This is a genomic window from Veillonella sp. CHU110 (assembly GCF_003992255.1).
GTDB lineage: Bacteria > Bacillota > Negativicutes > Veillonellales > Veillonellaceae > F0422.
On sequence record NZ_RQVA01000005.1, the window covers coordinates 17624 to 42840 of the forward strand.

Sequence of the window (25217 nt, forward strand, 5' to 3'; positions counted from 1 at the left end):
GAGGAACTATGTTAAGAGCACTGTATAAAAAGAAGAAGACTACACGTTTTGATGTGCTTCTAACAATAGTTGTCATTATATTTCTAATCCTTTTAGGCCGCGTTTTTTTCTTGCAAGCTATTGAAGGTGACTATTATAGAGGCAAAGCTGAGGGGAATCGACTGCGGATGCTGTCGATGACGGCCACTAGAGGTATTATGTATGATCGAAATGGTCAAATTGTAGTAGGATCACGTCCGGCATACATGGTATCTATGTTGCCTACAGGCAAACAGGCAGACCCACAAGTTTTGCAGACCCTAGCTACGTATTTACAAGTGCCTGTAAAAACTTTAGAAGATAAAGTTGAAGCGCATAAGGGTGGATATGAACCGATTCGCTTAGCTAGTGATGTGACATTGGATAAAGTCACTAAAATTGAGGAGCATCGCCATGAGTTACCGGGTATTACCGTCGATGTAGAGCCACTTCGGTACTATCCTCATGATACAATGGCTTCGCAATTGTTAGGCTATGTGGGTGAAGTGAGTGAAGATGAACTGGCAGCGGCTAAGCAAGCAGAGTTAGATGGTACACATACAGGTGGTTCTATCGGACCGGGAACGATATTAGGTCGCTCTGGTCTGGAAAAAATGTATGATCCCATATTGCGTGGTGTCGATGGAGGTCGACAAGTAGAGGTCGATGCTAGTGGTAGACCTATAGAAGAAGTAGGTCGTAAACATACGGTACCAGGTCGTAATATTCATTTAACAATTGATTTGAACCTGCAAAAGGTGGCGGAAAAAGCTGTGTATGATCAATTGGAGGCGCTCAGAAAACAGGGGATTCCTGCCAAGGGGGCCGCAGTAGTTGCTATGGATCCTAATACGGGTGCCGTATTGGCCATGGTGAGTGCGCCTGGATTTAATCCGAATTGGTTCGCCAAGGGGATCACCACAGAGCAGTGGAATCAGTTGAATACAGATGCGAACCATCCATTTGAAAATAAAGTAGTCACAGGGGAATATCCACCGGGGTCTCCTTTCAAAATTATTACTGGTGCAGCTGCATTAGAATTGAAAAAAGTAACTCCTAATGAAATGATTTATGACAGTGGTAAGCACTGGTTAATCGACAAACGAAATGCCGAGGGAGAAGCCCTTGGATGGCTAGATTTTAATAAGGCATTGGCCAAATCAGATAATGTATATTTCTATGAAATGGGCAATCGGTTAGGGATTGAGAATATCGATAAATATGCGAAGATTTTTGGCCTCGGTGAAAAAACAGGGATTAAGTTATATGATGAAGGTACAGGTAATATAGCTAGTCCTGAATATAAGCGAAAAGTATTTGACCAAGATTGGTATTTAGGCGAAACGTTTGATGCCGCCATAGGACAATCTTTTACGCTAGTAACGCCGATACAGATGGCAGTTGTTATGTCTGAGATTGCCAATGGAGGGATTCGCTATCAGCCGTATGTGGTGAGTCGTATTGACAATGCGGATGGTACTCCAGAAGAAATCTTTGGGCCTAAGAAGTTAGGCGTTCTTCAAGTTTCTAAAAGCGTCATGGATATTGTACGTAACGGATTGCGCGATGTAACATTAGAAGGTGGTACAGCCGGCGAAATCTTTAAAGGGTTATCCTTAGCAGTAGCTGGTAAAACCGGTACTGCCGAGAATGCTACTGGTCGTGACCATGGTTGGTTTGTCGCCTACGCACCGTATGATAAACCTCGCATTGTAGTAGTGGCATTGGTAGAGCAAGGCGGATTCGGAGCGATTTCTGCAGGATCTATTGTCCGTCCTATCTTGGAAGAGTATTTTCATATACCAAAACAGCCAATACCACCAGTGACGGCTAAAAAAGAAGATGGAAAAGACGATAATAAAGATACTTCAACATCTAAGACAGAGACGAAAGATAACAAAGACTAGGAGTGCATTATGTGGCAAAGAATTATACGAGAATGGGATTGGATACTAGTGCTGTCTACCATTAGTCTGATCCTCATTGGATGTGTTGTCATTGGTAGTGCTACACATGTCAATCGAGAAGGGCTGCAATTGACAGGATTAGTTTCAAAACAATTGCTGTTCTTTGGGTTAAACCTAATCGCGATTATAGGCTTGCAATGGTTAGATTATGAACGATTGCGCACTTACGGAAAATGGATTTATGGAGCTACTATTGTGATGTTGCTTGCGGTTATGATTGTGGGTACATCTGCATTGGGGGCACAACGATGGATTCAAATCGGGCCCATCACAATCCAACCTTCCGAGTTTACTAAGCTAATGATGATTATTAGTTTGGCCAATATGTTAGAGAGCAGAGTAGGTAAGTTAAATACATTTAAAGAGTTAGCTCCTGTATTTCTGTTTTTGGGAATTCCTGCCTTGTTGGTGTTCAAGCAACCAGACTTGGGTACATCGTTGGTGTATGTAGCCATTTTGGCAGGCATGTTATTTGTCAGTGGTATTCGCATGCGCTTAGTGCAGATTATGGTAGGAACCATGGTAGCATTAGCTCCTTTGAGCTGGTTTGTATTGCAAGAGTATCAAAAGCAACGGATTATGGTGTTTTTAAACCCTAATGTAGATCCCTTTGGGGCAGGATATCATATTATCCAATCGAAAATTGCAATCGGTTCAGGCTTGTTATTCGGAAAAGGCCTTTTTGAAGGCACCCAAAGTCAGCTGAACTTTTTACCGGAAAATCATACAGATTTTATTTTTTCTGTAGTAGGAGAAGAATTAGGTCTCCTCGGTTGCTGTGTAGTTTTAGGGTTACTGTTGGTAGTTGTGTATCGCAGTTTTTTAATTGCTAAGCGATCTGTAGATCCTTTTGGTATGCTAATTGCAACGGGTATTGGCTCTATGCTGCTGTTTGAAGTGTTAGTCAATGTAGGAATGACAACGGGCATTATGCCTGTTACAGGAATTCCTTTACCATTTATCAGTTATGGTGTCAGCGCCTTGACTACCAATTTATTGAGTATAGGCTTATTATTAAATATAGTAATGCGTCAGAAAAAGCGCATGTTTTAATTATTAGAAATGAGGCTTGTGCCTCTTGTGAGGTTGTATGATTCACTTAGATCCATCATGGTTACAACATGTGGAAAAACCGGCTCGCTATACGGGTGGAGAATGGAATAGCATTGTGAAAGACCACAGTACAGTGGATGTGACAATGGCATTAGCTTTTCCTGATGTATATGAAGTCAGTATGAGCCATTTAGGTATAAAGATTTTATATGGTTTGTTGAATGAACGAGAAGATGTGGCGGCAGAACGTGTCTTTGCGCCTTGGCATGATATGGAACAGGAAATGCGAGATCGTAAGATTCCTTTATTCTCCTTGGAAACAAAAACACCAATTCGTGAATTCGACTTGTTAGGGTTTACGTTGCAATATGAGATGAGCTATACCAATATTTTAAATATGTTGGATATGGCAGATATTCCGTTTTATAGCAAAGATCGAGATATGTCTTTCCCATTGCTCTTAGCAGGGGGACCTTGTGTGTATAATATTGAACCGATAGCAGATTTCTTTGATGTTGTGTCTATCGGCGAATCTGAAGAATGGCTAGTGGAATTTGTAGAACTATTTAAGACAGAAAAAGCGAAAGGGTTTCCAGGGGGCAAAGAGGCATTCTTGCGCAAGGCGGCCTTAATCGAAGGTACCTATGTACCGGCTTTATACCAGCCAGAATATACAGAGGAAGGCCATTTTAAAGGGTTGCAAGTATTGGCAGAAGAGGCTCCACCAGTAGTCAAAAAACGTATCGTCGAAGATGTAGAAAACTCCTACTATCCAACAGCGCCTATTGTGCCGTATTTAGATGTAGTCCATGATCGGGCTGTGTTGGAATTATTCCGTGGCTGTTTACGAGGTTGTCGTTTCTGCCAAGCTGGTATGTTATATCGTCCTGTTCGTGAAAGAACGCCGGAACGATTGTTACAGATGGCAAAAGATATCATCGCCAATACAGGGTATAACGAAATTTCTTTAATGTCTCTTAGCTCGGCAGACTATTCTAAATTGCCAGAATTAGTAGATATGTTGATGGAAGAGTTTAAAGACAAACAAGTGAGTGTTAGCTTGCCGTCTTTGCGTATTGATGCATTCTCTATTGATATTGCTAAAAAGGTACAACAAGTTCGTAAAAGTGGCTTAACCTTTGCTCCTGAAGCGGGCTCGCAACGCATGCGTGATGTCATCAACAAAGGGGTTAGCGAAGAAGATTTAATGGCAGCTTGTGAAAATGCTTTTAAGTCTGGATGGAATACAGTAAAGCTCTATTTCATGATGGGCTTACCGACGGAAACCGATGAAGACGTAGCAGGCATTGCTGATTTAGCGTATAAAGTGTTAGACTTGCACCGTGATATTACAGGCAAACGCAATGGTAAGGTCACAGTGAGTTGTTCTTTCTTTGTTCCTAAAACACATTCTCCATACCAATGGTATGGACAACAAGATGTGGAGGAAATTCACCGCAAGCAACGCTATTTAAAATCCCTCATTAACAATCGCAATATCTCCTACCATTACCATGATGGTCATACGGGTTATTTAGAGGCTATCTTTGCTCGTGGTGATAGACGACTAGCTCCCTCTGTCATCGAAGCTTGGAAACATGGTTGTAAGTTTGATGGCTGGACAGAGTATTTTAAATACGATACTTGGATGCAAGCTTTCAAAGATACAAATATTGATCCAGATTATTATGCGCGCCGTGACCGTAGTTTTGAAGAGGCATTGCCATGGGAACACATTGATGACACGGTAAGTAAAGCCTTTTTACAACGTGAATGGGAACGTGCTGTAGAGGGTACCTTGACATGGGATTGTCGTCGCAAACCGTGCAATGGCTGTAATGCGTGTCCAGAGTTAGGCACACCAATTATTGATTATAAGGAGGGTGGACGTGTTGAGAAAGTTACGTTTGGCCTTACATAAGGGGGAAGAACTTCGATTCTTATCCCATTTAGATTATGCCTCAGCTATCGAGCGTATGATTCGCCGCAGTGGCATTAAAATGGCCTATTCTGAAGGGTTCAATCCACATATGAAAATTAGCTTTTCTTCTGCTCTTGCCTTGGGTATTACAGCCAGCGCTGAATATTGCGATATGGATGTCTTAGAAGAAGGTTCCTTGGAGGAATTGATGGAACGACTTTCACAGGCTGCACCAAAAGGGCTAGAAGTGTTAGAGGGTCGTTTCATGCCGGACAAAGTGAAAAAGATGATGGCTATCTGCAATTATGCAGTCTATGAAGTGACAGGGCCTGCGAAAGCAGATGCCAACTGGGATCAGTTGTTGGAGCCTTTTAATAGTGCAGAAGAAGTGTTATACGAAAAAGTAACGCCGAAAAAGACAAGAACCATTGATGTAAAGCATTTTATTAAAGAACCATTGGTGGCAAAGGTAGATGGCGATATGGTGACCATTCGCATGGCGATTGGTGTGTACCCTGAGGGAACCATGAAGCCTGGCGATATGTGGAAATTGGGAAAAGACCAATATGGTTGGCCTGTAACAGATAGTTATTCTATCCATCGTGAAGCCATTTTGATTGAAACAGAGGGTACGTGTATTACGCCTTTAGAAGTGGAATAAGGAGATACTATGAACCGATTATATGCCAATGTAATGCAGGAGGAAACCCGTCTTGCTATTGTGGACGAGACAGGAGCATTGCAACAAATTATATATGAACGACCACAGTTGTCGAATCGTGTGAATCATATTTACAAAGGTGTTGTAAAAAATGTCTTACCAGGTATGAGCGCAGCCTTTCTTGACATTGGCATTGGTCAAAATGTGTATCTGAATCTGCAAGAACATGGGAAACAAAAAAAGGTCCATGTGGGTGAAGTTCTCATGGTGCAGGTCGTGAAAGATGCTATGCTTGGTAAGAGTGCACGAGTGACTACAGATGTAAGCTTAGCAGGACATTATATGGTATTGTTGCCAGAAGATAGACAAATTCATATATCGAAAAAAATTACAGACCCAGAGCTACGTCAATCTTTGAAAGATATGGCACAACCGTACTTAGAAAAGGGTGTAGGATTTATTTTGCGGACCGCCGCTATGGATGCATCGCAAGAAGAGATTGCCAATGATATGGCCTATTTACATCAGACATGGGAACATCTACAAAAGCGATATAAAGTAGCACAAAATAAGACGGAAATTTATGGAGATGCAAATCTTTGGTATCGTGTCATTCGAGATTATATGGGACCGACCGTAGATGCTATCATGGTGGATGATATGTCCGCCTATGAAGAGTTACAACGACTGTTGGGTGCTGGGCGATTTGGTAACACCATAGATATCACTCTGTGGAATCAAAAAGAAGATATCTTTAAAACGCATGGAATAGAGGAACAAATCGATGCGTTGCTAAACCATCGTATTGACTTGCCATCTGGGGGTTCCTTGCAAATTGATCAAACAGAAGCATTGACGGTCATTGATGTAAACTCTGCGCATTATAGCGGTAAGAATGAAAAAGTTGGTGAAGTGGCGAAACGAGTGAACCTAGAAGCGGCTCATATGATTGCCCGGCAATTACGTTTGCGTAATTTAGGCGGTATCATTATCTGCGACTTTATCGATATGCCAAAAGCTGATGTGGAAGAGTTAGTCCAATTGATGAATCGATTGGTTAAGAAAGATCCGATTAAAACTGTTGTATGTGGTATGACCTCTCTGGGGTTACTAGAGATTACTAGAAAACGGGAACGCCAAAGTATCCCGTCCATTCTCTTTGATGCTTGTTCTTCTTGTGGTGGGACAGGGCATGTATTAAAAGGAGAAACGGTGTACTTGCAGATTATACGACGTTTGCGAGAACTATATCGATTTGGTCGATTAAAAACAGATGTAGCCATCGTGGTTCATCCAGATGTAGGACTATTCTTTACAAAACCAGTGTTAGAGTCATTGCATAGGGAATTACAACGAACTATACAGATTGAAAATGATTCCACAATGGGATTAGAAGCCTATTCCCTATTGGCCTTAGGTGATGTATAATAAGAGAATAAGTAGTAAGAAAGAAATTTTGTCTCGAGGAAGACATTATTTTGTATTCATTAAGTGCTTGGGGTTCCAGGCACTTTTGCTTTTTTGGAGGCTTCTTGTGTCGTACCTAGAAATTTTAATTTTATCCTTTGGCTTGGCTATGGATGCCTTTGCTGTTTCTATTTGTAAATCCACGCAGATGAAAGAAGATTCTGCCTATAAGAAAACAACATTAGCGTTTTTGTTTGGTGCCTTTCAATGTGTGATGCCGATTATTGGGGCTATCGTAGGTGCTCAATTTTCGCAGAATTTCGATGAATGGGATCATTGGGTAATTTTTATTACTTTAGGCTATTTAGGGATTAATATGATTCGTGCTTCTCTCAGTGATGAAGAGGAAGATACAACAGCGGTAGATTGGAAAGAAATGTTAGCACTGTCAGTAGCAACAAGTATTGATGCCTTGGCGGTGGGCGTGACGATTGCCTTGCTACATGTAGATGTCTATTTTGCTTCTCTCACTATTGGAGTCATTACTTTCTTTGTTTGTTTAGTAGGTATATTCAGTGGATATCACATGATGAAAGCCTTTCGAGAGCGAGCAGAAATGGCTGGTGGAGTGATATTAATCATCATTGGAGTGAAAATATTGATGCAGCATTTGGGGTATTTGCCTCGCTAAGTCGTCTCTTGTTGTGCTATGCAGCCTATGGCGTATGTAACTAAATATGATAAAGGAAAGAGCACGACATATTCCTCCGCAAACTGACCCTAAGGTAGGGTCGTTTCTTGTTATGCTATTCAGCTTGTAGCGGTTTTAACTACGTAGAGCAAAGGAAGACCGTAACAAACTCCTTCTCAAACTGATCCTACGGTAGGTTTGTTCAGGAGCATGTTACGGTCTTTTGTGTTTGTGTGATTTATGTAGTAAGGACCGTTACAAGGCTGCTACTCATAACTGCGTTCCTCACGGGGAGGAAGGTTGCAAATTGCAACTGCATTTTCTGGTGGAAAAAGTGCTTGACGAAATGTGCTGTATAGTTTATACTTATTAGGTATTCACTTGGAGAGGTGTCCGAGCGGCTTAAGGAGCATGATTGGAAATCATGTGTGCGGTGATACCGTACCGAGGGTTCAAATCCCTCTCTCTCCGCCAAATTTTAAAAGCGTTTATGCATTGCATAGGCGCTTTTATTGTATTTTGTGGCAAAATGATATATAATTAACTCAATGAATATTTAGTTCCCTTTATTATAGGGTCAAATAAAAAAGGACGGTTGCCCCCGTCCTTTTTGCTTTTTATGTTTTATTTTGTATAGAATCTTCCTGTGAAGAATGGTATACTAAATTCATATGAGGAGGCATTGTATGGATGTTTTATGGCTATTATTTGATGTGATTGGCACGATTGCGTTTGCTATATCGGGGGCTTTGCTCGGTATTCAGAGGCGTATGGATATTTTTGGTATATTAATCCTAGCATTGGTGACGGCTATTGGTGGTGGGATTGTTCGTGATGTGTTAGTAGGTCGTATTCCTCCAACATCGTTACAAACAGGTTTGTACATTTCCATTACATTGGTTACGGTAGGCATTGTATTTATGATGTATCGATATGGTTGGAATCGGTATCTTGAAAGTAAAGGAATGACAAAAATATATCTTACAGCAGATGCCTTAGGGCTGGCTTCGTTTACTATTACTGGGGCTCGTGTAGGGATTGCCACGAATCCTCATAACTTGGTGTTGGCAGTGATTCTTGGCGTTGTTACCGCTGTGGGGGGAGGTATCATTCGAGATATCTTAGCGCATCGTACGCCTAGTGTGTTGAAAGAAGAAGTCTATGCGTTACCAGCATTATTAGGAAGTGTTTCTTACTTTTATCTATATGAAAACGATCATCAAATTGTAGCAGCCTATATTACATTTGGTATCGTATTTATGATTCGAATGGTAGCTATGGAATATCATTGGAATTTGCCTCGTATTGAGCGGAAACATAGAACGGATACAAAATAAGGTGATAACTATACCTTTGGTTGTTATATCTTCTGTTGTCATATGTGATGATATGGAGTTGTCATAGAGGATACTCTAGAGATATAATAGTAAGAGTTTTATATTGTTAAACACGGGAGAAATACGTGATGAATTTACATAAATGGCGACGTCAGTTCGCTATGGCAGCGACTGCATTGGCAACCGCTGTATTGAGTAGTATGTCTGTAGCAGAGGCTACAACGGTATTATATGTACCACAAGATGATAGACCAGTGAGTTTAGCCTATACGGTGGCAACAGCACAAGATGCAGGGTACACAGTCTTGACTCCACCAGAGTATTTTATTTCTGGTCGTAACTTTCAGGGAAATGCAGAGGCGATATGGAAGTGGGTCGATGAGAATGCTAGCAAAGCAGATGTGTTGGTATTGAGCACTGATACATTAATTTATGGAGGCTTAGTAGATTCCAGAAAGCACCATTTAGATATGCATACATTGACATATCGAGTGCATCATATTGAAGATTTACATACGAAGTATCCTAATATACCAATTTATGCATTTGGTACGGTGATGCGATCTCCTAGAGCTAGTGGAGGTGGTGTGGAGCCATCCTATTATGATCAATATGGTCCAACTATATTTCGCATTGCAGCGTTACAAGATAAAATGGACAGTCAACCGTTGACGGTAGATGAACAAAAAGAATTGTTCACCCTACAAGCGACAGTACCTGTTGAATTTTTACAAGATTGGTTCCAGCGACGTCAAAAAAATATGATGGTGAATCGTGAATTAATCGATATCACAAAAAAAGGCGTCTTTACGTATTTTGCACTGGGACATGATGATACTAGTAATTTATCCCAATCGGCTATGGAAGGTCGATATTTGCAAAAGCATAGTAAGGGACTTTCACCGAAACAATATGGAAGTTTTCCAGGGGCGGATCAATTAGGGTTGCTATTGATTGCTCGGGACCACGTAGATAGAAATCATTTGCATCCAACTTTTGAAGTCATGTATCCACTAGGTGGTGGCGGAGATACGGTACCACATTATGAAGACCAAAAAGTAGAAAAAACGATTGCTGAACATGTAGAGGCCGTTGGGGGCACGATGAAAGCCAAAGGAAAACCAACAGTGTTGTTAGCAGTCAACACGCCGCTCGGTGTGGTGACAGGTGAATCGGAAGCTTTTGAAAACTTTCCAATGATTTCTAGAAGAACGAATGAGTTCTTAGACCATATTCAAGCATCTTTGGCCCAAGGTGTGCCAGTGAGCATTGCAGATATTTCGTACTCAAATGGGTCAGATAATACATTGGTGTATGGATTATATCAACGAGATTTGCTCTATAAATTGAGCGCTTATAATGGTTGGAACACAGCAAGTAATACGATTGGATACGCCATTGCACAAGGTATTCTAGGCATCCATATGGATGAACAAGAACATCGTAATATGTTGACTCAACAATATTTAGACAATTGGGCATACCAAGCTAATATTCGTAAAGATGTGTATCGCATGCAGGATAGAATTCGTACAGATAATGTGAAATATACAGGTACATTGAATGATACGTTAGAAAGTTATCTAGGAGAACGAGTACAAGACTTTGCAGCTACCTATTTAAAAATAGACCCTCGTACTGTGTCGGCTCGATTCCCTTGGAAACGCCTGTTTGAAACAGATATTACTGTCTATCGTGAACCAGTAGCGCCACTGCAAAAAGAATTGCGCTTGCAACGAGAAGCTGCTGAACGAGCAAAAGCAGAAGCGGAAGCAAAAGCCAAGGCAGAAGCAGAGGCTAAAGCGGCAGCAGAAGCTAAGGCTAAAGCCGAGAAGAAGGGTACAGCAGATGCTGGCTCAACGGCAAAAGCGAGTACATAACATATAGTAAAGATAGAGAGGGGCCTAGCCCCTCTTTTTTGGAGGTTCTATGAGAAAACCGGCTGTACCTGCGATTACCTATATGCGGGGGCTTTGTATGCTAGGGGTGATTGGGATTCATGTAGGGTCCTATGCACTTAGCAACCCTCATATTAACATACATCTGTTGGGCCTATTAGAAATCGTATCTCGATTTACTGTGCCTGCATTTTTCTTTTTATCTGCCTTTGGATTGTTGTATCATACATCGGTGGAGGATGAATTTTCCTACGCTGATTTTTTACGTCGGCGTATACAGGTGGTGCTCTATCCATACATTGTATGGACCATACTATACACGGCATATAATGCGAGTGTAGCTCATAGTGCGTGGGGATTGATGCCACATGTGTTAGGGTTAAGTTTACTCTTTGGAAATGGTATGTATCATCTGTACTTCTTAGTCATATTACTTTGGTTCTATGCCTTGATGCCACTGTGGCGATGGGCACTGCGGTCTATACTGAAAGCCCCAATATTGTTGATGACTGTAGTATTTTTTGTGCAAATGGCAGTGAATTATTGGTCCTCTTATATGGCAGGTTCTGTGCAATTTTCACAAGAATGGTTGCAGTACATCTTTAGCATGCGCCTTAATTATTTTGTAGGATTTTATGTGTGGATATTCCTATTAGGTGGTTTATTAGCTGAGAAATTCGACGCCATGTTAGAATGGATTGATGCTCATGGATTTGCTGTCACAGTGGGATTTATCGTATCTTTAGTGGCTATGCTAGGATCTTATTACTATGTAATGGCAGAGTGGGGATATACTCGGTTAGAGGCTATCTACACAGTCCATCAATTAAGTCCACAAGGTTTGGTATATACAGCCATGGGCTGTGTCTTCTTTGTGTGGGCCTTTACAGTGTCATCCATGAGTGATGTAGTGGAGACCTTTTGGGCAGAATTAGGAGATGCATCGTATGGAATTTATTTAGTGCATCCGTTTGTACTGATAGCATTCGATAAAGTTCTACAAATAGCAGGGCTAGGATATACCGCTATGACCGTCATTGTCATGTATATAAGTGCAGTTATATTGTCATTTGGATTGACAAAATTATTAGGTGCCCTACCAAAACAAATTAGAGAGTATATCATGGGGAAATAGGTCGCCATTTGTGATGCTATGCGCCTGTGGATCGTCGCTAGTTTTGCTATGCAGCCTGTGGCGTTTGTAACTGAATATGCAAAGGGAAGAGCACGGCATATTCCTCCACAAACTGATACAGTGGTTAGGTTTGCTTCGGAACACGCCGTGCTCTTCTAGTGTTTGTGTGATTTAGATAGTAAGGAACGCCACGAGGCTGCTACTCGTAACTGCGCTCCTCAGGGGTTGGGAAGAGCACGACATATTCCTCCACAAACTGATCCTACGGTAGGGTCGTCACTTGTTTCGCTATGCAGTCTGTGGCGTTCGTAACTAAATAGAACAAAGGAAGACTGTAACACACTCCTTCTCAAACTGATCCTACGGTAGGTTTGTTCAGGAGCATGTTACGGTCTTCTGTATTTGTGTGATTTAGGTAATAAGAGAACGCCACAAGGCTGCTACTTATAACTGCGCTCCTCAGAGAAGGGGATATGTGGTGATGTCATCTGTAAGCTCGTGCTCTGCTTAGTTTACTTTGGAGCATGTTATGGTCTTCTGTGTTTGTGTGATTTAGGTAATAAGAAACGCCACAAGGCTGCTACGCATAACTGTGTTCCTCAGAGAAGGGGAACATGTGGTGATGTCATCTGCAATCTTGCGCTTTGTTTAGTTTGCTTTGGAACCGAGGGCGTGTTTTGCAGAGGCTCTACTGTAAAATAGTTATAGAATTTTATACTTGTCTGTACTATAATGAAAGTGATACTTGAATCGTATGTATACTATGAGGTGTTACTATGAAAGAATTAACATATTTTAATGGAGAAATGGTGGAATCTGGGGCTAAGGTGGTTAGTCTTGATGATAGAGGGTATTGTTTTGGTGATGGTGTATACGAGGTAGTGCGTGTGTACAATGGTCGTGCGTTTGCCTTCTCCTATCATCAAGATCGTTTGTATCGTTCTATGCGTGAAATGGATATTCCTGTACGCATGCCACCGGATGAATTACAAGAGTTACATGAAATTATGATAGAGCAAAGCGAAATTACAGATGGATACATCTATTTGCAAATCACTCGTGGTGTATCTCCGCGTCACCATGCCTTTGAGCGCTCTAAATTAGAACCACAAATGTACATGTTCATCAAGCCAATTACAACGGACCTAGGGGCCTTACAAAATGGTGTAAAAGCGATTACTTTGCCAGATGATCGTTGGGCTCGTGTGGATATTAAAACGCTAAATTTAATTCCTAATATTTTGGCGCAGACAAAAGCGGAGAAAAAAGGTGCTTATACAGCGATCCTAGTGCGTGATGGTATTGTCACAGAAGGGGCTACATCGAATCTATTTGTCATGAAAGATGGTGTGTGTTATACCCATCCTGCCGATCATCATATTTTAAAAGGGATTACGCGACAACTAATTTTGACACGAGTAGCACCGACAGCGGGAATCACTGTGATTGAACGTGAATTTGATGAAGCGTTTTTAAAAGATGCCGATGAAATTTTCTTTACTGATACGATTGGTGGCGTTATTCCTGTAGTGACATTGAATCGTGAACCTGTAGGAGATGGTACTCCAGGTAAAGCAGCAAAAGTATTGGCAGAACAATTACATCATTTAATGGAAGAAGGGCTAGCATAATGTCAGTTAAAACAATAACGGGTAGTGCGTTACTATTAGCGATTGCCTTGCTCAGTCAAGGGTTTCTTCGCATGATTATTCCTGTGCATGGTTTAGTGCAATTTTTGGTGGGTTCCATCGTTGGCGCTTGTACAGCGCTTGCTACATGGCGCTATGGATTATGGAGTGGTTTTGTAGTAGCTTGCGTCACACCATTGATGGCTTTTGTACAAGGCATGTTGACAATTCCAGTATTTGTACCAGTGGTAGCGGTTGGCAGTATGGCTTACGCCGTGACTGTGAAAATGTTAGGGCAAAAGCGAATTTGGGTGACAGCTATTAGCGGCGCCATTGTTAAATCTATCGTATTATATGGACTATTCTTGGAGTTATTCCAATTGATGCCGGGTATTCCGGAAGCCATGCAAAAAGGGATTTTATTTAGCATGGGTTGGCCACAATTAATTACAGGCACTTGTGGTATTTTCTTAGCTGCATTCATTGCAAAACGTGGTGGTATTAAGCTACAGAAACAAGACTAGCTAGTATGTGAATTGTATGTAAGGGAGTGTATTTCATCATTATATAATAAGTATAGAGTGAGTTAACATAGGGGATCCTGCCTAGGCGGGAGCACGTTTGTTATAAAGATCAAGCATCTCTGATTATGGAGCTATAGATTTAAGCTATAATAAACAATAGGCAAGTAGTATAGTGGGAATTGTTGACAGTCTGTCTACTCACATTGTACAATTTATGCATACCCAAGAGCTCTTAGGTAACTGAGAGCTCTTTTTTATTTAGTTTGAAAAGGAGAGGATTTCATGATAGAACTTAAACAGATTCGAAAAGTCTATGAAGGTGCTGTCCGCGTGGAAGCCTTGAAAGAAATTAATGTAACTATAGAAGAAGGCGAAATTTTTGGCGTTATTGGTCAATCTGGGGCCGGTAAATCTACCTTGATTCGCTGTATCAATATGTTGGAACGTCCTACATCTGGAGCCGTTATTGTGGACGGTGTAGATTTAACGAAGTTGAACACAGCAGAACTTCGTGAAGAGCGCAAACATATTGGTATGATTTTCCAACACTTTAATTTACTTTCATCCCGCACAGTCTATGAAAATGTAGCATTTCCATTGGAATTGCAAGGGTTGTCAAAGGAAGAAATTAGAGAACGTATTTTGCCAATTTTAGACATTGTTAAATTGTCGGATCGCTTAGATAACTATCCATCCCAATTGTCCGGTGGTCAAAAGCAACGTGTTGGTATTGCTCGTGCCTTAGCTAGTAATCCAAAAGTGTTGTTATGTGATGAAGCTACATCCGCATTAGATCCACAAACGACAAAATCTATTTTGGCATTGTTGAAAGATATCAATCGTCGATTGAACTTGACTATCGTGTTAATCACGCATGAAATGAATGTCATCAAAGAAATTTGTGATCGTGTAGCGGTTATCGAGGGTGGCACTATCATCGAAGAAGGTCCGGTAGTGGATGTGTTTACAGAACCAAAGCAAGCCACTACAAAAGAGTTTGTGTCTGCTATCATCACTCATGATTTGCCAGAAGACGCGTTGGCTCATTTAACGATGAATGAAACGTGGGTAGAAGGTGCTAATCCAATTGTTCGATTGACATTTAAAGGTAATGTGACGGACGAACCAGTAGTAGCAAGTATTATCCGTAAGTTTGATACAGATGTGAGTATCTTGTTTGGTGGCGTAGATTACATTCAAGATATGAACTTTGGTCATTTGATTGTAGAATTAAAAGGCGAGCGTGCTAAATCAGAAGCGGCTATCGACTACTTACATAATTTACCAATTGGAAGCGAGGTGATCGGTTATGTCACAGCAAATCATTAATTTATTGATACAAGGTTTCTTAGAAACGGTACAAATGACGGTGATTTCTACAGTAGTAGCCGTTCTCTTAGGGGTTCCTTTGGGCGTGATTTTGGTGATTACAAGTCGTGGTCATATTATGCAAAATGAAGCAGTGAATAAAGTGCTAGGTGCTATCGTAAATGCCACACGTTCCATTCCGTTCATCATTTTGATGGTAGCCATCATTCCATTTACTCGCTTAGTGGCAGGCACATCCATTGGTACTACCGCAGCTTGCGTGCCATTAACTTTGGCGGCAATCCCATTCTTGGCTCGTTTAGTAGAAACAGCTATCAAAGAAGTAAATGGCGGTGTTATTGAGGCAGCGCAGTCCATGGGGGCTACTCCATTGCAAATTATTTGGAAAGTATTACTACCAGAAGCATTGCCAACATTGATTGATAATATTACCGTGTTGATCGTTAACTTGATTAGCTATTCTGCTATGGCAGGTGCTATCGGTGGTGGTGGCCTTGGGGATATTGCTATCCGTTATGGATACCAACGTTTCCAAGGTGATGTGATGTTAGCAACTATCGTTATTTTAATTGTCTTAGTCCAAGTCATCCAAAGTTTAGGTGACTATTTATCTCGCAAGGTAAATAAAAAATAAAGGAGATATACATGAAACGTATTTTAGTAGGTTTATTAGCAATTGCATCCTTAGTACTTTTACTAGCAGGATGCGGTAAAGAAGATGCAAAACAGGCAGCAGATGCGCCAATTAAAGTAGGTGTGACAGCAGGTCCGCATGCAAAAGTTATGGAATTTGTAAAACAAGAAGCAGCAAAACAAGGCTTGAACATCGAAATCGTTGAGTTCAGCGATTATATTCAACCGAATATTGCCTTAGATCAAAAAGAATTGAATGTGAACTCTTTCCAACATCAACCATTCTTGGATAACACAGTAAAAGATAAAGGTTTGAAAATTCAATCTATCGGTAAAACAATCTTGTTACCAATGGCCATTTACTCTAACAAATATAAAGATTTGAAAGATGTGCCAAATGGCGCTACTGTAGCGATTCCTAACGATCCTACCAATGGTGGTCGTGCCTTGTTATTATTACAACAAGCTGGTTTGATTACATTAAAAGATGGAGGGAATGTTAAATCTTCCGTAGCAGATATTACAAGCAACCCTAAAAACATTGATATTCGTGAATTAGAAGCGGCACAAATTGCTCGTTCTTTGAACGACGTTGACGTAGCAGCAGTAAACACAAACTACGCAATTCCAGCTGGTTTAAATCCACAAAAAGATGCTGTCGTAGTGGAAAGCACTGACTCTCCATATGCTAACGTAATGGCTGTTCGTACAGAAGATGTAGATAATGAAACATATAAAAAATTATTGTCTATTTATCAATCTGAACCAGTACGTAAATTCATTCAAGATGAATTTAAAGGATCGATTATTCCTGCATTCTAATATATAAAAACTACCTATACAAGGATAGATGATGGAGTTCCATTGTCTATCCTTTTTCTTTACTATATAATGAATAGTTCAAAAGCAATCAAGGTTGCTAATGGTAATTATGGCATCAATAAATAAAAATCAATTATATGATATATGTAAGTCATTTGATATGGTATAATGGTAGTGTAATAAAGTACATTATGAATAGAACCAATGGAGGACCTATGGGATCTAATCAAAAATTAAAAAATCCGATGCATGACCAATTATTTAAAGCCATTTTATCCTTGGAATCAATGGATGAGTGCTATGAATTTTTTGAAGATATTTGCACTATCGGAGAATTGAAGTCGATTTCTCAACGTTTAGAAGTAGCTAGATTATTAAAGTCTGGCACTGGATATGATCAAATCGTAGAATTAACGGGGGCTAGTACAGCAACAATTAGCCGTGTTAAACGATGCTTAAATTATGGGGCAGATGGGTACAATAAAATACTACCCCGTATAGAATAGATGAAAAGATATACAGTTTAGTTTGTAAGTCTCAAACTATGTGAAGAAATGCATGATAGTCATGCCTAAGAGAGGAGGGCTTTATATGATGGAAAGTGAATTGCTCATTGGTGGGATTTTATTTTTTACAGGAGCCCTCGCAGGGTTTATAGATTCTATCGTGGGAGGCGGAGGCCTGATTTCCTTGCCAGCTATTATGCTGACAAACTTACCTATCGCAACCTGTCTAGGAACCAATAAGCTTTCTAGTGTATTTGGGTCTGGTACAGCTATGATTAACTTTGCTAAGAATGGATTAGTTAACTGGTCATTTTTAAAATGGATTATGCCATTTACTCTTATCGTATCTATGACTGGAGCCTATATTGCAGTCTATGTGCCACCGACATTTTTAAAACCTGTTATTATTGCCTTGTTACTGGTCGTACTAGTCATTGTAGTTATGAAAAAAGACTGGGGTGCTATCTACCAAGTAGAACGTATGCATGGTTGGAAGCTAGTAGCATACATGGGGATGGCCATTATCATTGCTCTGTATGATGGATTTATGGGACCTGGAACAGGGATGTTTTTGATTTTTTATTTTCTGTTTATGGGATATGACTTTTTAGGAGCTTCCGGTAATGCAAAGGCGCTAAATACAGTGAGTAACTTTGGGTCCTTGGTTGTCTTTATGATGATGGATCAAGTGCATTATGGATATGGATTAGCCGTAGCAGCTGGACAGATTATTGGTGCTACGACTGGTTCTAAATTAGCGATGGCAAAAGGAGCTGGGTTAGTGCGTGTGTTATTTATTACTATGTCCTTAGCTATGTTATTAAAATTAACCTATGATTATTTACTTTCACAGGGAATCATATAATGGGAGCGAATATGAAAGCGTTTTCTGATAATCAGGTGGCGCTCATTAGCGGAGGTACCTCTGGTATTGGGTTTGCCACAGCGGAACTACTATTGGAACAAGGCTGGTGTGTAGTAGTCAATGGTAGAAATGAAAGAGATGGTCAAGAAGCTGTTGTAAAATTACGACGAATTTCTTCGAAAGTTAGATTTGTACAAGGTGATGTGAGTAAAGTGATGAATTGTCGACGCATCGTTGAAGAAACGATTCAACTATTTGGCAATCTCAATGCACTTGTTACGGCCGCTGGATATTATGAAGAATGTTTATTAGAGGAGGTTGATGAACAAAGTTTTGATGAGATGATAGGGACAAATGTGAAAGGGACTGTGTTCTTGTGCCAGGCAGCGGCACCGTACTTGAAACAAGTACATGGTAGTATCGTCACAATTTCTAGTGATGCAGGATTACAAGGAAATGTGGCATGCTCAGTATATGGTGCCTCTAAAGGGGCCGTAGTAAGCTTTACTAAGTCTTTGTCTTTAGAAATGGCGCCCCATCGGGTGCGTGTTAATTGCGTGTGTCCGGGGGATGTAGATACATCGTTAGTGGCGAAGCAATTGGCCAATGAACCATCGGGGGATATTGCAAAAGCGAAAGAAGAAATGGCGCTACATTATCCATTGGGACGCATTGCTCAACCTCATGAAGTGGGAGAAGTCATTGCATTTTTAATCAGCGAAAAAGCCTCTTTTGTAACAGGCGCAGCTTGGACAGTAGATGGCGGATTAACAAGTTGGTAATTCATGGTGAAATTTGATACAATAGGGGTAGTAAGTACATTGACACTTAGCGTATCGTTGTAAGTATAGGAGTCAGATATGGAACAGTTGAACTACAATCAAGCGGAACTAGCTCAAACAAATGTACAAGAAGAAGTAGAAGCGATCTGCCGTTGGGCAGCTGCACGTGCTGCGGGTATTGCGGCACTGCCAAAATTTAATTATCCAGGTTTATTGGCAAATGATGTATATATGGTAACGCGTATTGCACAGGCCCATGGACAATGTCCTGTTACCAATGGTGTGACTAGCTTTTTAGTAGGCCTTGGTGGAAGTGCGGTAGCAGCCTTGTTATGCACATTGGTACCAACGGCTGTGGTACGTGTGCCAGTGGCAGCAGCGATTACCTATGGCGTTGGTAAAATGGCTGCCAAATGGGTGGAAGATGGCATGCCAGCGTGTCCAAATTTTGAAGAGTATCGTGATCGATTAGTTCAAATTTATGAGCATAATAAAGAAACAGTAGTCACATTGGCCAACACACCTCTTCGTGACAAACCGTTGGGAAATGAATCTACGGATTTCTTGGGTGACGTGAACATCTCTGGTAGCGACTATTTAGGAGGCGCAAAAAACTTTGCTAGCTCTTTCATTTCTTCTGATGTGTTAAGCAATATGGGAGCTGTGAAAGATGCAGCTCTAGGCGTACTCTCTATCTTGGGTGCTACCGTAAAAGATACATTAGAAAAAAGTGGTAACGATGAATTGTTGGACAATGTTCGTCATGCAGCAAGTGGTGTAGGTTCTTTGTTAAAAATATTAGCAGCAGAAGCATTCTCTTTAACAGCTGCTATGGTTGGTACATCGGCTTCTAAAGCGAATATGTACACACAAGTAGCGTATGAAAAAGCAGAATCTGTGAGTCAGTCTTTGAATGCATCCTTACAAACTGCAGTGGAACCAGTTGTAGAAAAAGCAGCCACTGTCGTACAAGGCGTAAAAGAAACAGTAGAACCAACATTGCAAAAAATCGAAGAAAAAGCCTCTGCAGCGGCAGCAAAAGCAATCGATCAAGCACATGAGGCAGTACAAGAAATTCGTGAAAAAGCAGAAGTTGTCAAAGAAACAGCAATTGATTTAGCGGAACAAACTAAAGATAAGTTCAAAAACTAATCAGAGAGGTTGATACTAATGAAACTATTACAAATCCTTAAGTATGGAAAAGCCTTTACATCTGACAAATTTTTAGCAACTATAAATCGTATGGGCCGTAATATTATGTTTGCTAGAAAAGCAGTTATGCTGTATTATTGTTTACGTGATGAAGATACACCTAAGTTCGTAAAAGGAGTGATTGCTGGTGCCTTAGGATATTTGGTACTACCAATCGATTTTATTCCTGATAGTATACCGGGCCTTGGTTGGTTAGATGATGTAGCTGTATTAGCAATCGCTATGAAAGTAGCTAATCGATATATCAAAGCATCACACAAAGAACAAGCACAAAAATTTGTGCCTATTGGATCAATGGATTAGTAAAAGGGGCTCCTTGGAGCCTCTTCTTGCATAGGAAAGGTAACATACATGATTTCTACATCGTTACGTGTCCGATTTTATGAAACGGATATGATGGAGATTGCTCACCACACGAATCATTTACGATGGTTTGAAATGGGGCGAATTGAATATTTTCGCTGCTGTGGTATTAGTTTGTGGGATATGATGCAAGAAGGTATTGTATTTCCTATCACAAAAGTGAGCTGTGAATATAAAGAAGTAGCTCGTTTTGATGATGTATTGCGTGTGGAATTACAAGTGGCATCTTTGTCTCGTGCACAATGTACATTTACGTATCGGATCATACGAGAGTCAGATGAGGCTCTTATTTGCACAGGGGAAACACAGAATGTGTTTACTTCTAAAGAAACCGGTAAAATTGTACGGTTGCCAGATGTATTTTTCAAACCTATGAAAGCCGTAGCAGAGGAGGAATAGGGAATGACGCCCATACAGAAAGACTTACCAATCGGAGTGTTTGACTCTGGTATTGGTGGATTATCTGTATTATCGGTGCTAAGAGAGGAATTTCCAGAAGAAGACTTTGTCTACGTTGGAGATAGTGCTAACAATCCTGTTGGCAATAGACCGATAGAAGAAATTAAAACCATTGCTACTAAGATTGCACAGTTTTTAGTAGCGCAGCCGGTCAAACTAATCGTAATTGCCTGTAATACCTTTTCCGTAGTAGCCTTAGATACATTGGCGCACCATGTTTCGGTACCGATTGTAGGAATGGCACAAGGGATTCATGATGCGTTGCGAGTCAAGATGAAAGGTAAGTTAAAAGGTCCATTGGGGATTATGGCCACAGTAGCTACGATTGGAAGCCATAAACATCTTGATGCGATTCACAGTTTGAAACCACATGCGAAAGTTGTGGAGCAAGGTTGTGAACACTTAGCGGCTTGTATCGAAGAAGGTCATTTAAACGATGATGAATTGCGCTCTTGTGCAGAGGCCTATGTAAAACCATTGTTAGAAGCTCGGGTGGAGGTCGCGATTTTAGGTTGCACCCATTATCCTTTGGTGGAACCTGTACTCCGAGAGTTAACGAATCATCAAATTCGATTTGTAGACCCTGCATGGGAAACATCAGATGCAGTAGGGGCTATTTTATATGGAGAAGACTTGGAACGAGAGTCGGGTCGAATTGGTTCTATGAAGATTTATGTAACAAGTCATGCAGAGAGAGTCACGCCGATTGTACAGGAAATTTTCTGTGACACTACATTGCGAGCTGAGCTAGTTACATTATAGGAGGGACTATGTATATTTACACACTATTAGATACCCTTGTGTGGATTGCTTGTATCATTGCGATTATTTATATTGCATATCGCGTGTTTGCATGGCGCCAAGGAAATGAAGGAATTACGATTTTAGTGAAGCGTCGTACTCCATTTGTAGTAGAAGATATTAGCTTTGATCAAGTTGTATTAACAACAGATATTCCCTTTGTGAATAAAGGCAAGCAATATGGAACGATTATGGATATGTTTCCTCGCCATTTATTACCACAAGAGCAGTTTGACAATGTGCAGATTCATTCTTGGCTGACAGATGCGAATAAAGAACGCCATGATGGGTATTGGGAAGCCTTAGTGTATAAACAACGAAAAGGGGGAACCATTCGCTTACGTGTTATTTTGATAGGTAAAAATGGCAATGTTCGTAAAGATGTAGTGGGATTCCCAGATATGCCTATCGACATTTATCATCAAGTAGTAGGCCGTGAGGAATACCGTATTTCAAAAACTAGAATTACTCTAACTGCAGAAGAGTTAGAAGTCGCTATGCGTAAATAGGAGGTGGCACTATGGCAGAATTAGAACTTTTACCAATACCTACGCGCATTTTAACTGAAAAAGATGATATCGTAGAAGCCATCGTAGAATTTGCAGGCCCTTATGTGGGACCAGAAGATATTGTATGTGTTGCAGAATCCGTAGTGGCCATTACGCAACGAGAATTTACTCGACCAGAAGAGTTACGTCTATCATGGCAAGCAAAATTTTTAAATCGATTCATTCATCCTGATGGTTCGATGGCTTCTGTATATGGTATGCAGGCAGCTATGGACAAAGAAGGGGAATGGAAAATGATGTTCGCCTTTGTGTGCGGGGCTGTGGCAAAGCTATTTAAAAAGTCTGGTGTGTTTTATCAAATGGCACGCACTGCGTCTTTAACTGATGATGTGACAGGTACTATGCCACCATTTGATAAATGCATTGTGTATGGTCCGAAGCAACCACATGCAGTAGCAGATGCCATTATGAAAGCTACGGGAGCCTATGGAGCTTGTGTAGCGGACGTGAATGACTTGAAACGAGCTGCGATTTTAGGGCACAGCCGTGGACTAAAACCACAACAAATTGCACAGATTTTGATTGACAATCCATTTGGTAATGACAGTCAAATGACACCGATCGTAGTGATTAAAAATTATGCCTCTGTATCTGCTCGCAGAGGATAATGCGAGAGTAGATACTCTAATAGGTAGAAAGATTGATACACATACTTGCAAAATATGTCGTATCAGCGTATACTGAAAGTGAACTTTGGGGAGCCCTGTGGCTGAGAGTAAACGTTAGTTTTGACCCATAACCTGATTTGGATAATGCCAACGTAGGATAAGTTTGATTCGTCATACCGAGGACATCCAACAGGATGTCCTTTTTTGTATGTTTTACAGGGGGGTATATCACCGGTAGATACAGAATGAAGGTGCATCTCAGTGGATGTAAAGAGGAACAGAATAGTGAGACGATAGAGTGCTACAGCATGAAGGGGCATACCACCGCGGGTATGGTTTTTCGTGCTGTTTTTTTACTAGGAAGTGATAGTGCGTTACATGCAGTGTCAGTGTGATGGATAATAGAGTATATCCGCATATAATAAGGAGGACATGATGAAAGTAAATGGAAACAATTATGAATATACAGGTCAAACTGTACAAGAGGTATTGGAAGCATTGCAATTCCGCCTCGATCGTATTGTTGTGGAATATAATGGCAAGATTCTTTCAAAATCGGATTGGACATCTACACGTGTGAGTGCCGCAGATACGATGGAAGTAGTTACATTCGTAGGAGGTGGCTAAATGCAAGCATTAGGGGATAAAAAAGTACTTCTCATTGGTGTTGGTGGCGTAGGCTCTCATGTAGCAGCGGCCCTATGTCGTGCTGGAATTGGCCAACTGGAAATCGTAGACTTTGATGTAGTAGATGAAAGCAATCTAGGTCGTCAATATTACGATGTGAATGATGTAGGGGTTGTCAAAGTGGAGGCTATGAAAGCCCATCTCAATCGAATGAATCCAAACTGTACAGTCATCGCTCATGATGAACGATTAACGCCGGAGCGATTGGCAGAGTTAGTAGAAGGCCATGACATGATTGTGGAAGCCGTAGACCAAGCTGTGACAAAAGCTTGGATGACAGAAGTCATTTTAACGCATCCTACAGAGCCATTGCTAGTAGGCTGCTCTGGTATGGCGGGTTGGGGTGATAGTAATGGTATCCGTCGTGAACGCAGACACCATCGTTGGTACCTTTGCGGAGATGGCGTAAGCGACATCGATTCGATTGGAAAAATTACAGCAGCTCGTGTGATGGTGTGTGCAGGGCACATGGCGAATGCAGTGATTCAATTATTACATGGAGAAGATATTGATTAAGGAGACTCTAGATATGTCACAATCTGTAGCAACAATGCAAGTACAAGATACATGGATTTTAGGTGGTCATACATTTCAATCCCGATTTATTTTGGGGTCGGGTAAATTTTCTATTGATTTAATTGAAGCCGTTTTAGAAGAGGCAGGAGCAGAGATGATTACTCTTGCCTTGCGCCGTGCGGTGGGTGGAGATGTAGAAAATATATTAGATGCTATCCCGAAAGATACCATATTAATCCCTAATACAAGTGGCGCTAGAGATGCAGAGGAAGCAGTACGCATTGCTAGACTTTCACGGGCCACAGGTTGCGGAGATTTTGTGAAAATAGAAATTATGAAAGATTCTAAATACCTCCTTCCACATAATGGAGAAACTATTAAGGCTACAGAAATATTGGCCAAGGAAGGTTTTATCGTTATGCCTTACATGTATCCAGATCTAGAAGTAGCTCGTGATTTAGTGAATGCAGGTGCAGCTGCAGTGATGCCATTAGCAGCACCAATTGGATCTAATCGCGGTTTACAAACGAAGGAATTTATCAAAATATTAGTAAATGAAATTGATTTGCCTATTATTGTAGATGCAGGAATTGGGGCTCCATCCCAGGCGGCAGAAGCTATGGAAATGGGCGTTACAGCGATTATGGCCAATACAGCAGTCGCTTCCGCAGGTCATATTCGGGGCATGGCAAAAGCATTTGGCTTAGCCATCCAAGCGGGCCGATTGGCATATTTGTCAAAATTAGGGCCAACCCTTGAAGTAGGTGGAAGTGCATCTTCACCTTTGACTGGATTTTTACGGTAATGGAAAAGCTATAGAAAGGA

The 25217-nt window shown here is 40.9% G+C and carries 26 protein-coding genes, 1 tRNA gene and 1 riboswitch; all 27 genes read left to right on the forward strand.

Annotated elements, in window-relative coordinates; all coding sequences use genetic code 11:
* Positions 1–8: 8 nt before the first annotated feature.
* The 27 genes from mrdA (at position 9) to EO122_RS03195 (ending at position 25197) form a co-directional block, all read left to right on the forward strand.
* On the forward strand, positions 9–1925 hold the full coding sequence (mrdA, locus tag EO122_RS03065; RefSeq protein WP_127009323.1) for a penicillin-binding protein 2: 1917 nt from the start codon (positions 9–11) through the stop codon (positions 1923–1925).
* A gap of 9 nt (positions 1926–1934) precedes the next feature.
* Complete coding sequence (gene rodA, locus EO122_RS03070) at positions 1935–3038, forward strand: rod shape-determining protein RodA (RefSeq protein WP_127009324.1); 1104 nt, start codon at positions 1935–1937, stop codon at positions 3036–3038.
* Between the two features lie 37 nt (positions 3039–3075).
* Positions 3076–4959 carry a TIGR03960 family B12-binding radical SAM protein gene (locus tag EO122_RS03075; protein WP_127009325.1) on the forward strand — a complete coding sequence of 628 codons (1884 nt, stop codon included), beginning with the start codon at positions 3076–3078 and terminating at the stop codon, positions 4957–4959.
* The gene (locus tag EO122_RS03080) at positions 4931–5620 is read left to right on the forward strand and encodes a TIGR03936 family radical SAM-associated protein (protein ID WP_127009386.1); all 690 of its coding nucleotides are present in this window, start codon (positions 4931–4933) and stop codon (positions 5618–5620) included. Before EO122_RS03075 ends, EO122_RS03080 begins: the two co-directional genes overlap by 29 nt.
* Before the next feature lie 9 nt (positions 5621–5629).
* Positions 5630–7048, forward strand: a complete 1419-nt coding sequence (locus EO122_RS03085; protein WP_127009326.1) for an Rne/Rng family ribonuclease — start codon at positions 5630–5632, stop codon at positions 7046–7048.
* Between the two features lie 106 nt (positions 7049–7154).
* Positions 7155–7718 (forward strand): manganese efflux pump MntP family protein, encoded by a 564-nt coding sequence (locus EO122_RS03090; protein ID WP_127009327.1) that lies wholly within the window; start codon positions 7155–7157, stop codon positions 7716–7718.
* 383 nt (positions 7719–8101) lie between these two features.
* A tRNA-Ser gene (locus EO122_RS03095) sits at positions 8102–8192 on the forward strand.
* 212 nt (positions 8193–8404) lie between these two features.
* A complete protein-coding gene (locus EO122_RS03100; RefSeq protein ID WP_127009328.1) occupies positions 8405–9055 on the forward strand; it encodes a trimeric intracellular cation channel family protein in 651 nt (216 codons plus the stop codon).
* Positions 9056–9183: 128 nt separating this feature from the next.
* A complete protein-coding gene (locus EO122_RS03105; protein WP_127009329.1) occupies positions 9184–10935 on the forward strand; it encodes a DUF4127 family protein in 1752 nt (583 codons plus the stop codon).
* 49 nt (positions 10936–10984) lie between these two features.
* A complete protein-coding gene (locus EO122_RS03110; RefSeq protein ID WP_127009330.1) occupies positions 10985–12088 on the forward strand; it encodes an acyltransferase in 1104 nt (367 codons plus the stop codon).
* 776 nt (positions 12089–12864) lie between these two features.
* Positions 12865–13719, forward strand: coding sequence for a D-amino-acid transaminase (dat, locus tag EO122_RS03115; protein ID WP_127009331.1), 855 nt, complete (start codon positions 12865–12867; stop codon positions 13717–13719).
* Positions 13719–14240, forward strand: a complete 522-nt coding sequence (locus EO122_RS03120) for an ECF transporter S component (RefSeq protein ID WP_127009332.1) — start codon at positions 13719–13721, stop codon at positions 14238–14240. The genes dat and EO122_RS03120 overlap by 1 nt, the downstream gene beginning before the upstream one ends.
* A gap of 282 nt (positions 14241–14522) precedes the next feature.
* Positions 14523–15569 carry a methionine ABC transporter ATP-binding protein gene (locus EO122_RS03125; RefSeq protein ID WP_127009333.1) on the forward strand — a complete coding sequence of 349 codons (1047 nt, stop codon included), beginning with the start codon at positions 14523–14525 and terminating at the stop codon, positions 15567–15569.
* A complete protein-coding gene (locus tag EO122_RS03130) occupies positions 15550–16203 on the forward strand; it encodes a methionine ABC transporter permease (RefSeq protein ID WP_127009334.1) in 654 nt (217 codons plus the stop codon). Before EO122_RS03125 ends, EO122_RS03130 begins: the two co-directional genes overlap by 20 nt.
* A gap of 11 nt (positions 16204–16214) precedes the next feature.
* On the forward strand, positions 16215–17024 hold the full coding sequence (locus EO122_RS03135; protein ID WP_127009335.1) for a MetQ/NlpA family ABC transporter substrate-binding protein: 810 nt from the start codon (positions 16215–16217) through the stop codon (positions 17022–17024).
* A gap of 215 nt (positions 17025–17239) precedes the next feature.
* A complete protein-coding gene (locus tag EO122_RS03140; protein WP_126937069.1) occupies positions 17240–17530 on the forward strand; it encodes a YerC/YecD family TrpR-related protein in 291 nt (96 codons plus the stop codon).
* Positions 17531–17615: 85 nt separating this feature from the next.
* A complete protein-coding gene (locus tag EO122_RS03145) occupies positions 17616–18395 on the forward strand; it encodes a TSUP family transporter (protein WP_240632638.1) in 780 nt (259 codons plus the stop codon).
* Between the two features lie 11 nt (positions 18396–18406).
* Positions 18407–19177, forward strand: a complete 771-nt coding sequence (locus EO122_RS03150; RefSeq protein ID WP_127009336.1) for an SDR family NAD(P)-dependent oxidoreductase — start codon at positions 18407–18409, stop codon at positions 19175–19177.
* A 78-nt stretch (positions 19178–19255) separates the two neighbouring features.
* A complete protein-coding gene (locus EO122_RS03155) occupies positions 19256–20329 on the forward strand; it encodes a hypothetical protein (RefSeq protein ID WP_127009337.1) in 1074 nt (357 codons plus the stop codon).
* Between the two features lie 18 nt (positions 20330–20347).
* Positions 20348–20692, forward strand: coding sequence for a YkvA family protein (locus tag EO122_RS03160; protein ID WP_126937066.1), 345 nt, complete (start codon positions 20348–20350; stop codon positions 20690–20692).
* A 48-nt stretch (positions 20693–20740) separates the two neighbouring features.
* The gene (locus EO122_RS03165) at positions 20741–21151 is read left to right on the forward strand and encodes a thioesterase family protein (RefSeq protein ID WP_127009338.1); all 411 of its coding nucleotides are present in this window, start codon (positions 20741–20743) and stop codon (positions 21149–21151) included.
* Between the two features lie 3 nt (positions 21152–21154).
* A complete protein-coding gene (gene murI, locus EO122_RS03170) occupies positions 21155–21973 on the forward strand; it encodes a glutamate racemase (RefSeq protein WP_126937064.1) in 819 nt (272 codons plus the stop codon).
* Positions 21974–21981: 8 nt separating this feature from the next.
* The gene (locus tag EO122_RS03175) at positions 21982–22521 is read left to right on the forward strand and encodes a hypothetical protein (protein WP_127009339.1); all 540 of its coding nucleotides are present in this window, start codon (positions 21982–21984) and stop codon (positions 22519–22521) included.
* An 11-nt stretch (positions 22522–22532) separates the two neighbouring features.
* The gene (locus tag EO122_RS03180; protein ID WP_126937062.1) at positions 22533–23189 is read left to right on the forward strand and encodes a coenzyme F420-0:L-glutamate ligase; all 657 of its coding nucleotides are present in this window, start codon (positions 22533–22535) and stop codon (positions 23187–23189) included.
* Positions 23190–23265: 76 nt separating this feature from the next.
* Positions 23266–23365: riboswitch (TPP riboswitch) on the forward strand.
* 256 nt (positions 23366–23621) lie between these two features.
* Positions 23622–23816, forward strand: a complete 195-nt coding sequence (gene thiS, locus EO122_RS03185; protein WP_126937061.1) for a sulfur carrier protein ThiS — start codon at positions 23622–23624, stop codon at positions 23814–23816.
* Positions 23817–24392 (forward strand): sulfur carrier protein ThiS adenylyltransferase ThiF, encoded by a 576-nt coding sequence (thiF, locus tag EO122_RS03190; RefSeq protein WP_126937060.1) that lies wholly within the window; start codon positions 23817–23819, stop codon positions 24390–24392. It abuts the gene before it with no gap.
* Between the two features lie 13 nt (positions 24393–24405).
* Entirely contained in the window at positions 24406–25197 is a 792-nt protein-coding gene (locus tag EO122_RS03195) for a thiazole synthase (protein ID WP_127009340.1), read from the forward strand.
* Positions 25198–25217 lie beyond the last annotated feature (20 nt).

Bases quoted from the DNA above. Each gene is read 5' to 3' on its own strand.
- EO122_RS03180 (WP_126937062.1), top strand. From the start codon at position 22,533: ATGGCAGAATTAGAACTTTTACCAATACCTACGCGCATTTTAACTGAA.
- murI (WP_126937064.1), top strand. From the start codon at position 21,155: ATGACGCCCATACAGAAAGACTTACCAATCGGAGTGTTTGACTCTGGT.
- EO122_RS03120 (WP_127009332.1), top strand. From the start codon at position 13,719: ATGTCAGTTAAAACAATAACGGGTAGTGCGTTACTATTAGCGATTGCC.
- EO122_RS03105 (WP_127009329.1), top strand. From the start codon at position 9,184: ATGAATTTACATAAATGGCGACGTCAGTTCGCTATGGCAGCGACTGCA.
- EO122_RS03150 (WP_127009336.1), top strand. From the start codon at position 18,407: ATGAAAGCGTTTTCTGATAATCAGGTGGCGCTCATTAGCGGAGGTACC.
- EO122_RS03125 (WP_127009333.1), top strand. From the start codon at position 14,523: ATGATAGAACTTAAACAGATTCGAAAAGTCTATGAAGGTGCTGTCCGC.
- rodA (WP_127009324.1), top strand. From the start codon at position 1,935: ATGTGGCAAAGAATTATACGAGAATGGGATTGGATACTAGTGCTGTCT.
- EO122_RS03085 (WP_127009326.1), top strand. From the start codon at position 5,630: ATGAACCGATTATATGCCAATGTAATGCAGGAGGAAACCCGTCTTGCT.
- EO122_RS03160 (WP_126937066.1), top strand. From the start codon at position 20,348: ATGAAACTATTACAAATCCTTAAGTATGGAAAAGCCTTTACATCTGAC.
- thiS (WP_126937061.1), top strand. From the start codon at position 23,622: ATGATGAAAGTAAATGGAAACAATTATGAATATACAGGTCAAACTGTA.
- EO122_RS03145 (WP_240632638.1), top strand. From the start codon at position 17,616: ATGATGGAAAGTGAATTGCTCATTGGTGGGATTTTATTTTTTACAGGA.
- dat (WP_127009331.1), top strand. From the start codon at position 12,865: ATGAAAGAATTAACATATTTTAATGGAGAAATGGTGGAATCTGGGGCT.
- EO122_RS03135 (WP_127009335.1), top strand. From the start codon at position 16,215: ATGAAACGTATTTTAGTAGGTTTATTAGCAATTGCATCCTTAGTACTT.
- EO122_RS03175 (WP_127009339.1), top strand. From the start codon at position 21,982: ATGTATATTTACACACTATTAGATACCCTTGTGTGGATTGCTTGTATC.
- EO122_RS03140 (WP_126937069.1), top strand. From the start codon at position 17,240: ATGGGATCTAATCAAAAATTAAAAAATCCGATGCATGACCAATTATTT.
- EO122_RS03155 (WP_127009337.1), top strand. From the start codon at position 19,256: ATGGAACAGTTGAACTACAATCAAGCGGAACTAGCTCAAACAAATGTA.
- mrdA (WP_127009323.1), top strand. From the start codon at position 9: ATGTTAAGAGCACTGTATAAAAAGAAGAAGACTACACGTTTTGATGTG.
- EO122_RS03075 (WP_127009325.1), top strand. From the start codon at position 3,076: ATGATTCACTTAGATCCATCATGGTTACAACATGTGGAAAAACCGGCT.
- EO122_RS03100 (WP_127009328.1), top strand. From the start codon at position 8,405: ATGGATGTTTTATGGCTATTATTTGATGTGATTGGCACGATTGCGTTT.
- EO122_RS03165 (WP_127009338.1), top strand. From the start codon at position 20,741: ATGATTTCTACATCGTTACGTGTCCGATTTTATGAAACGGATATGATG.
- EO122_RS03130 (WP_127009334.1), top strand. From the start codon at position 15,550: ATGTCACAGCAAATCATTAATTTATTGATACAAGGTTTCTTAGAAACG.
- thiF (WP_126937060.1), top strand. From the start codon at position 23,817: ATGCAAGCATTAGGGGATAAAAAAGTACTTCTCATTGGTGTTGGTGGC.
- EO122_RS03195 (WP_127009340.1), top strand. From the start codon at position 24,406: ATGTCACAATCTGTAGCAACAATGCAAGTACAAGATACATGGATTTTA.
- EO122_RS03110 (WP_127009330.1), top strand. From the start codon at position 10,985: ATGAGAAAACCGGCTGTACCTGCGATTACCTATATGCGGGGGCTTTGT.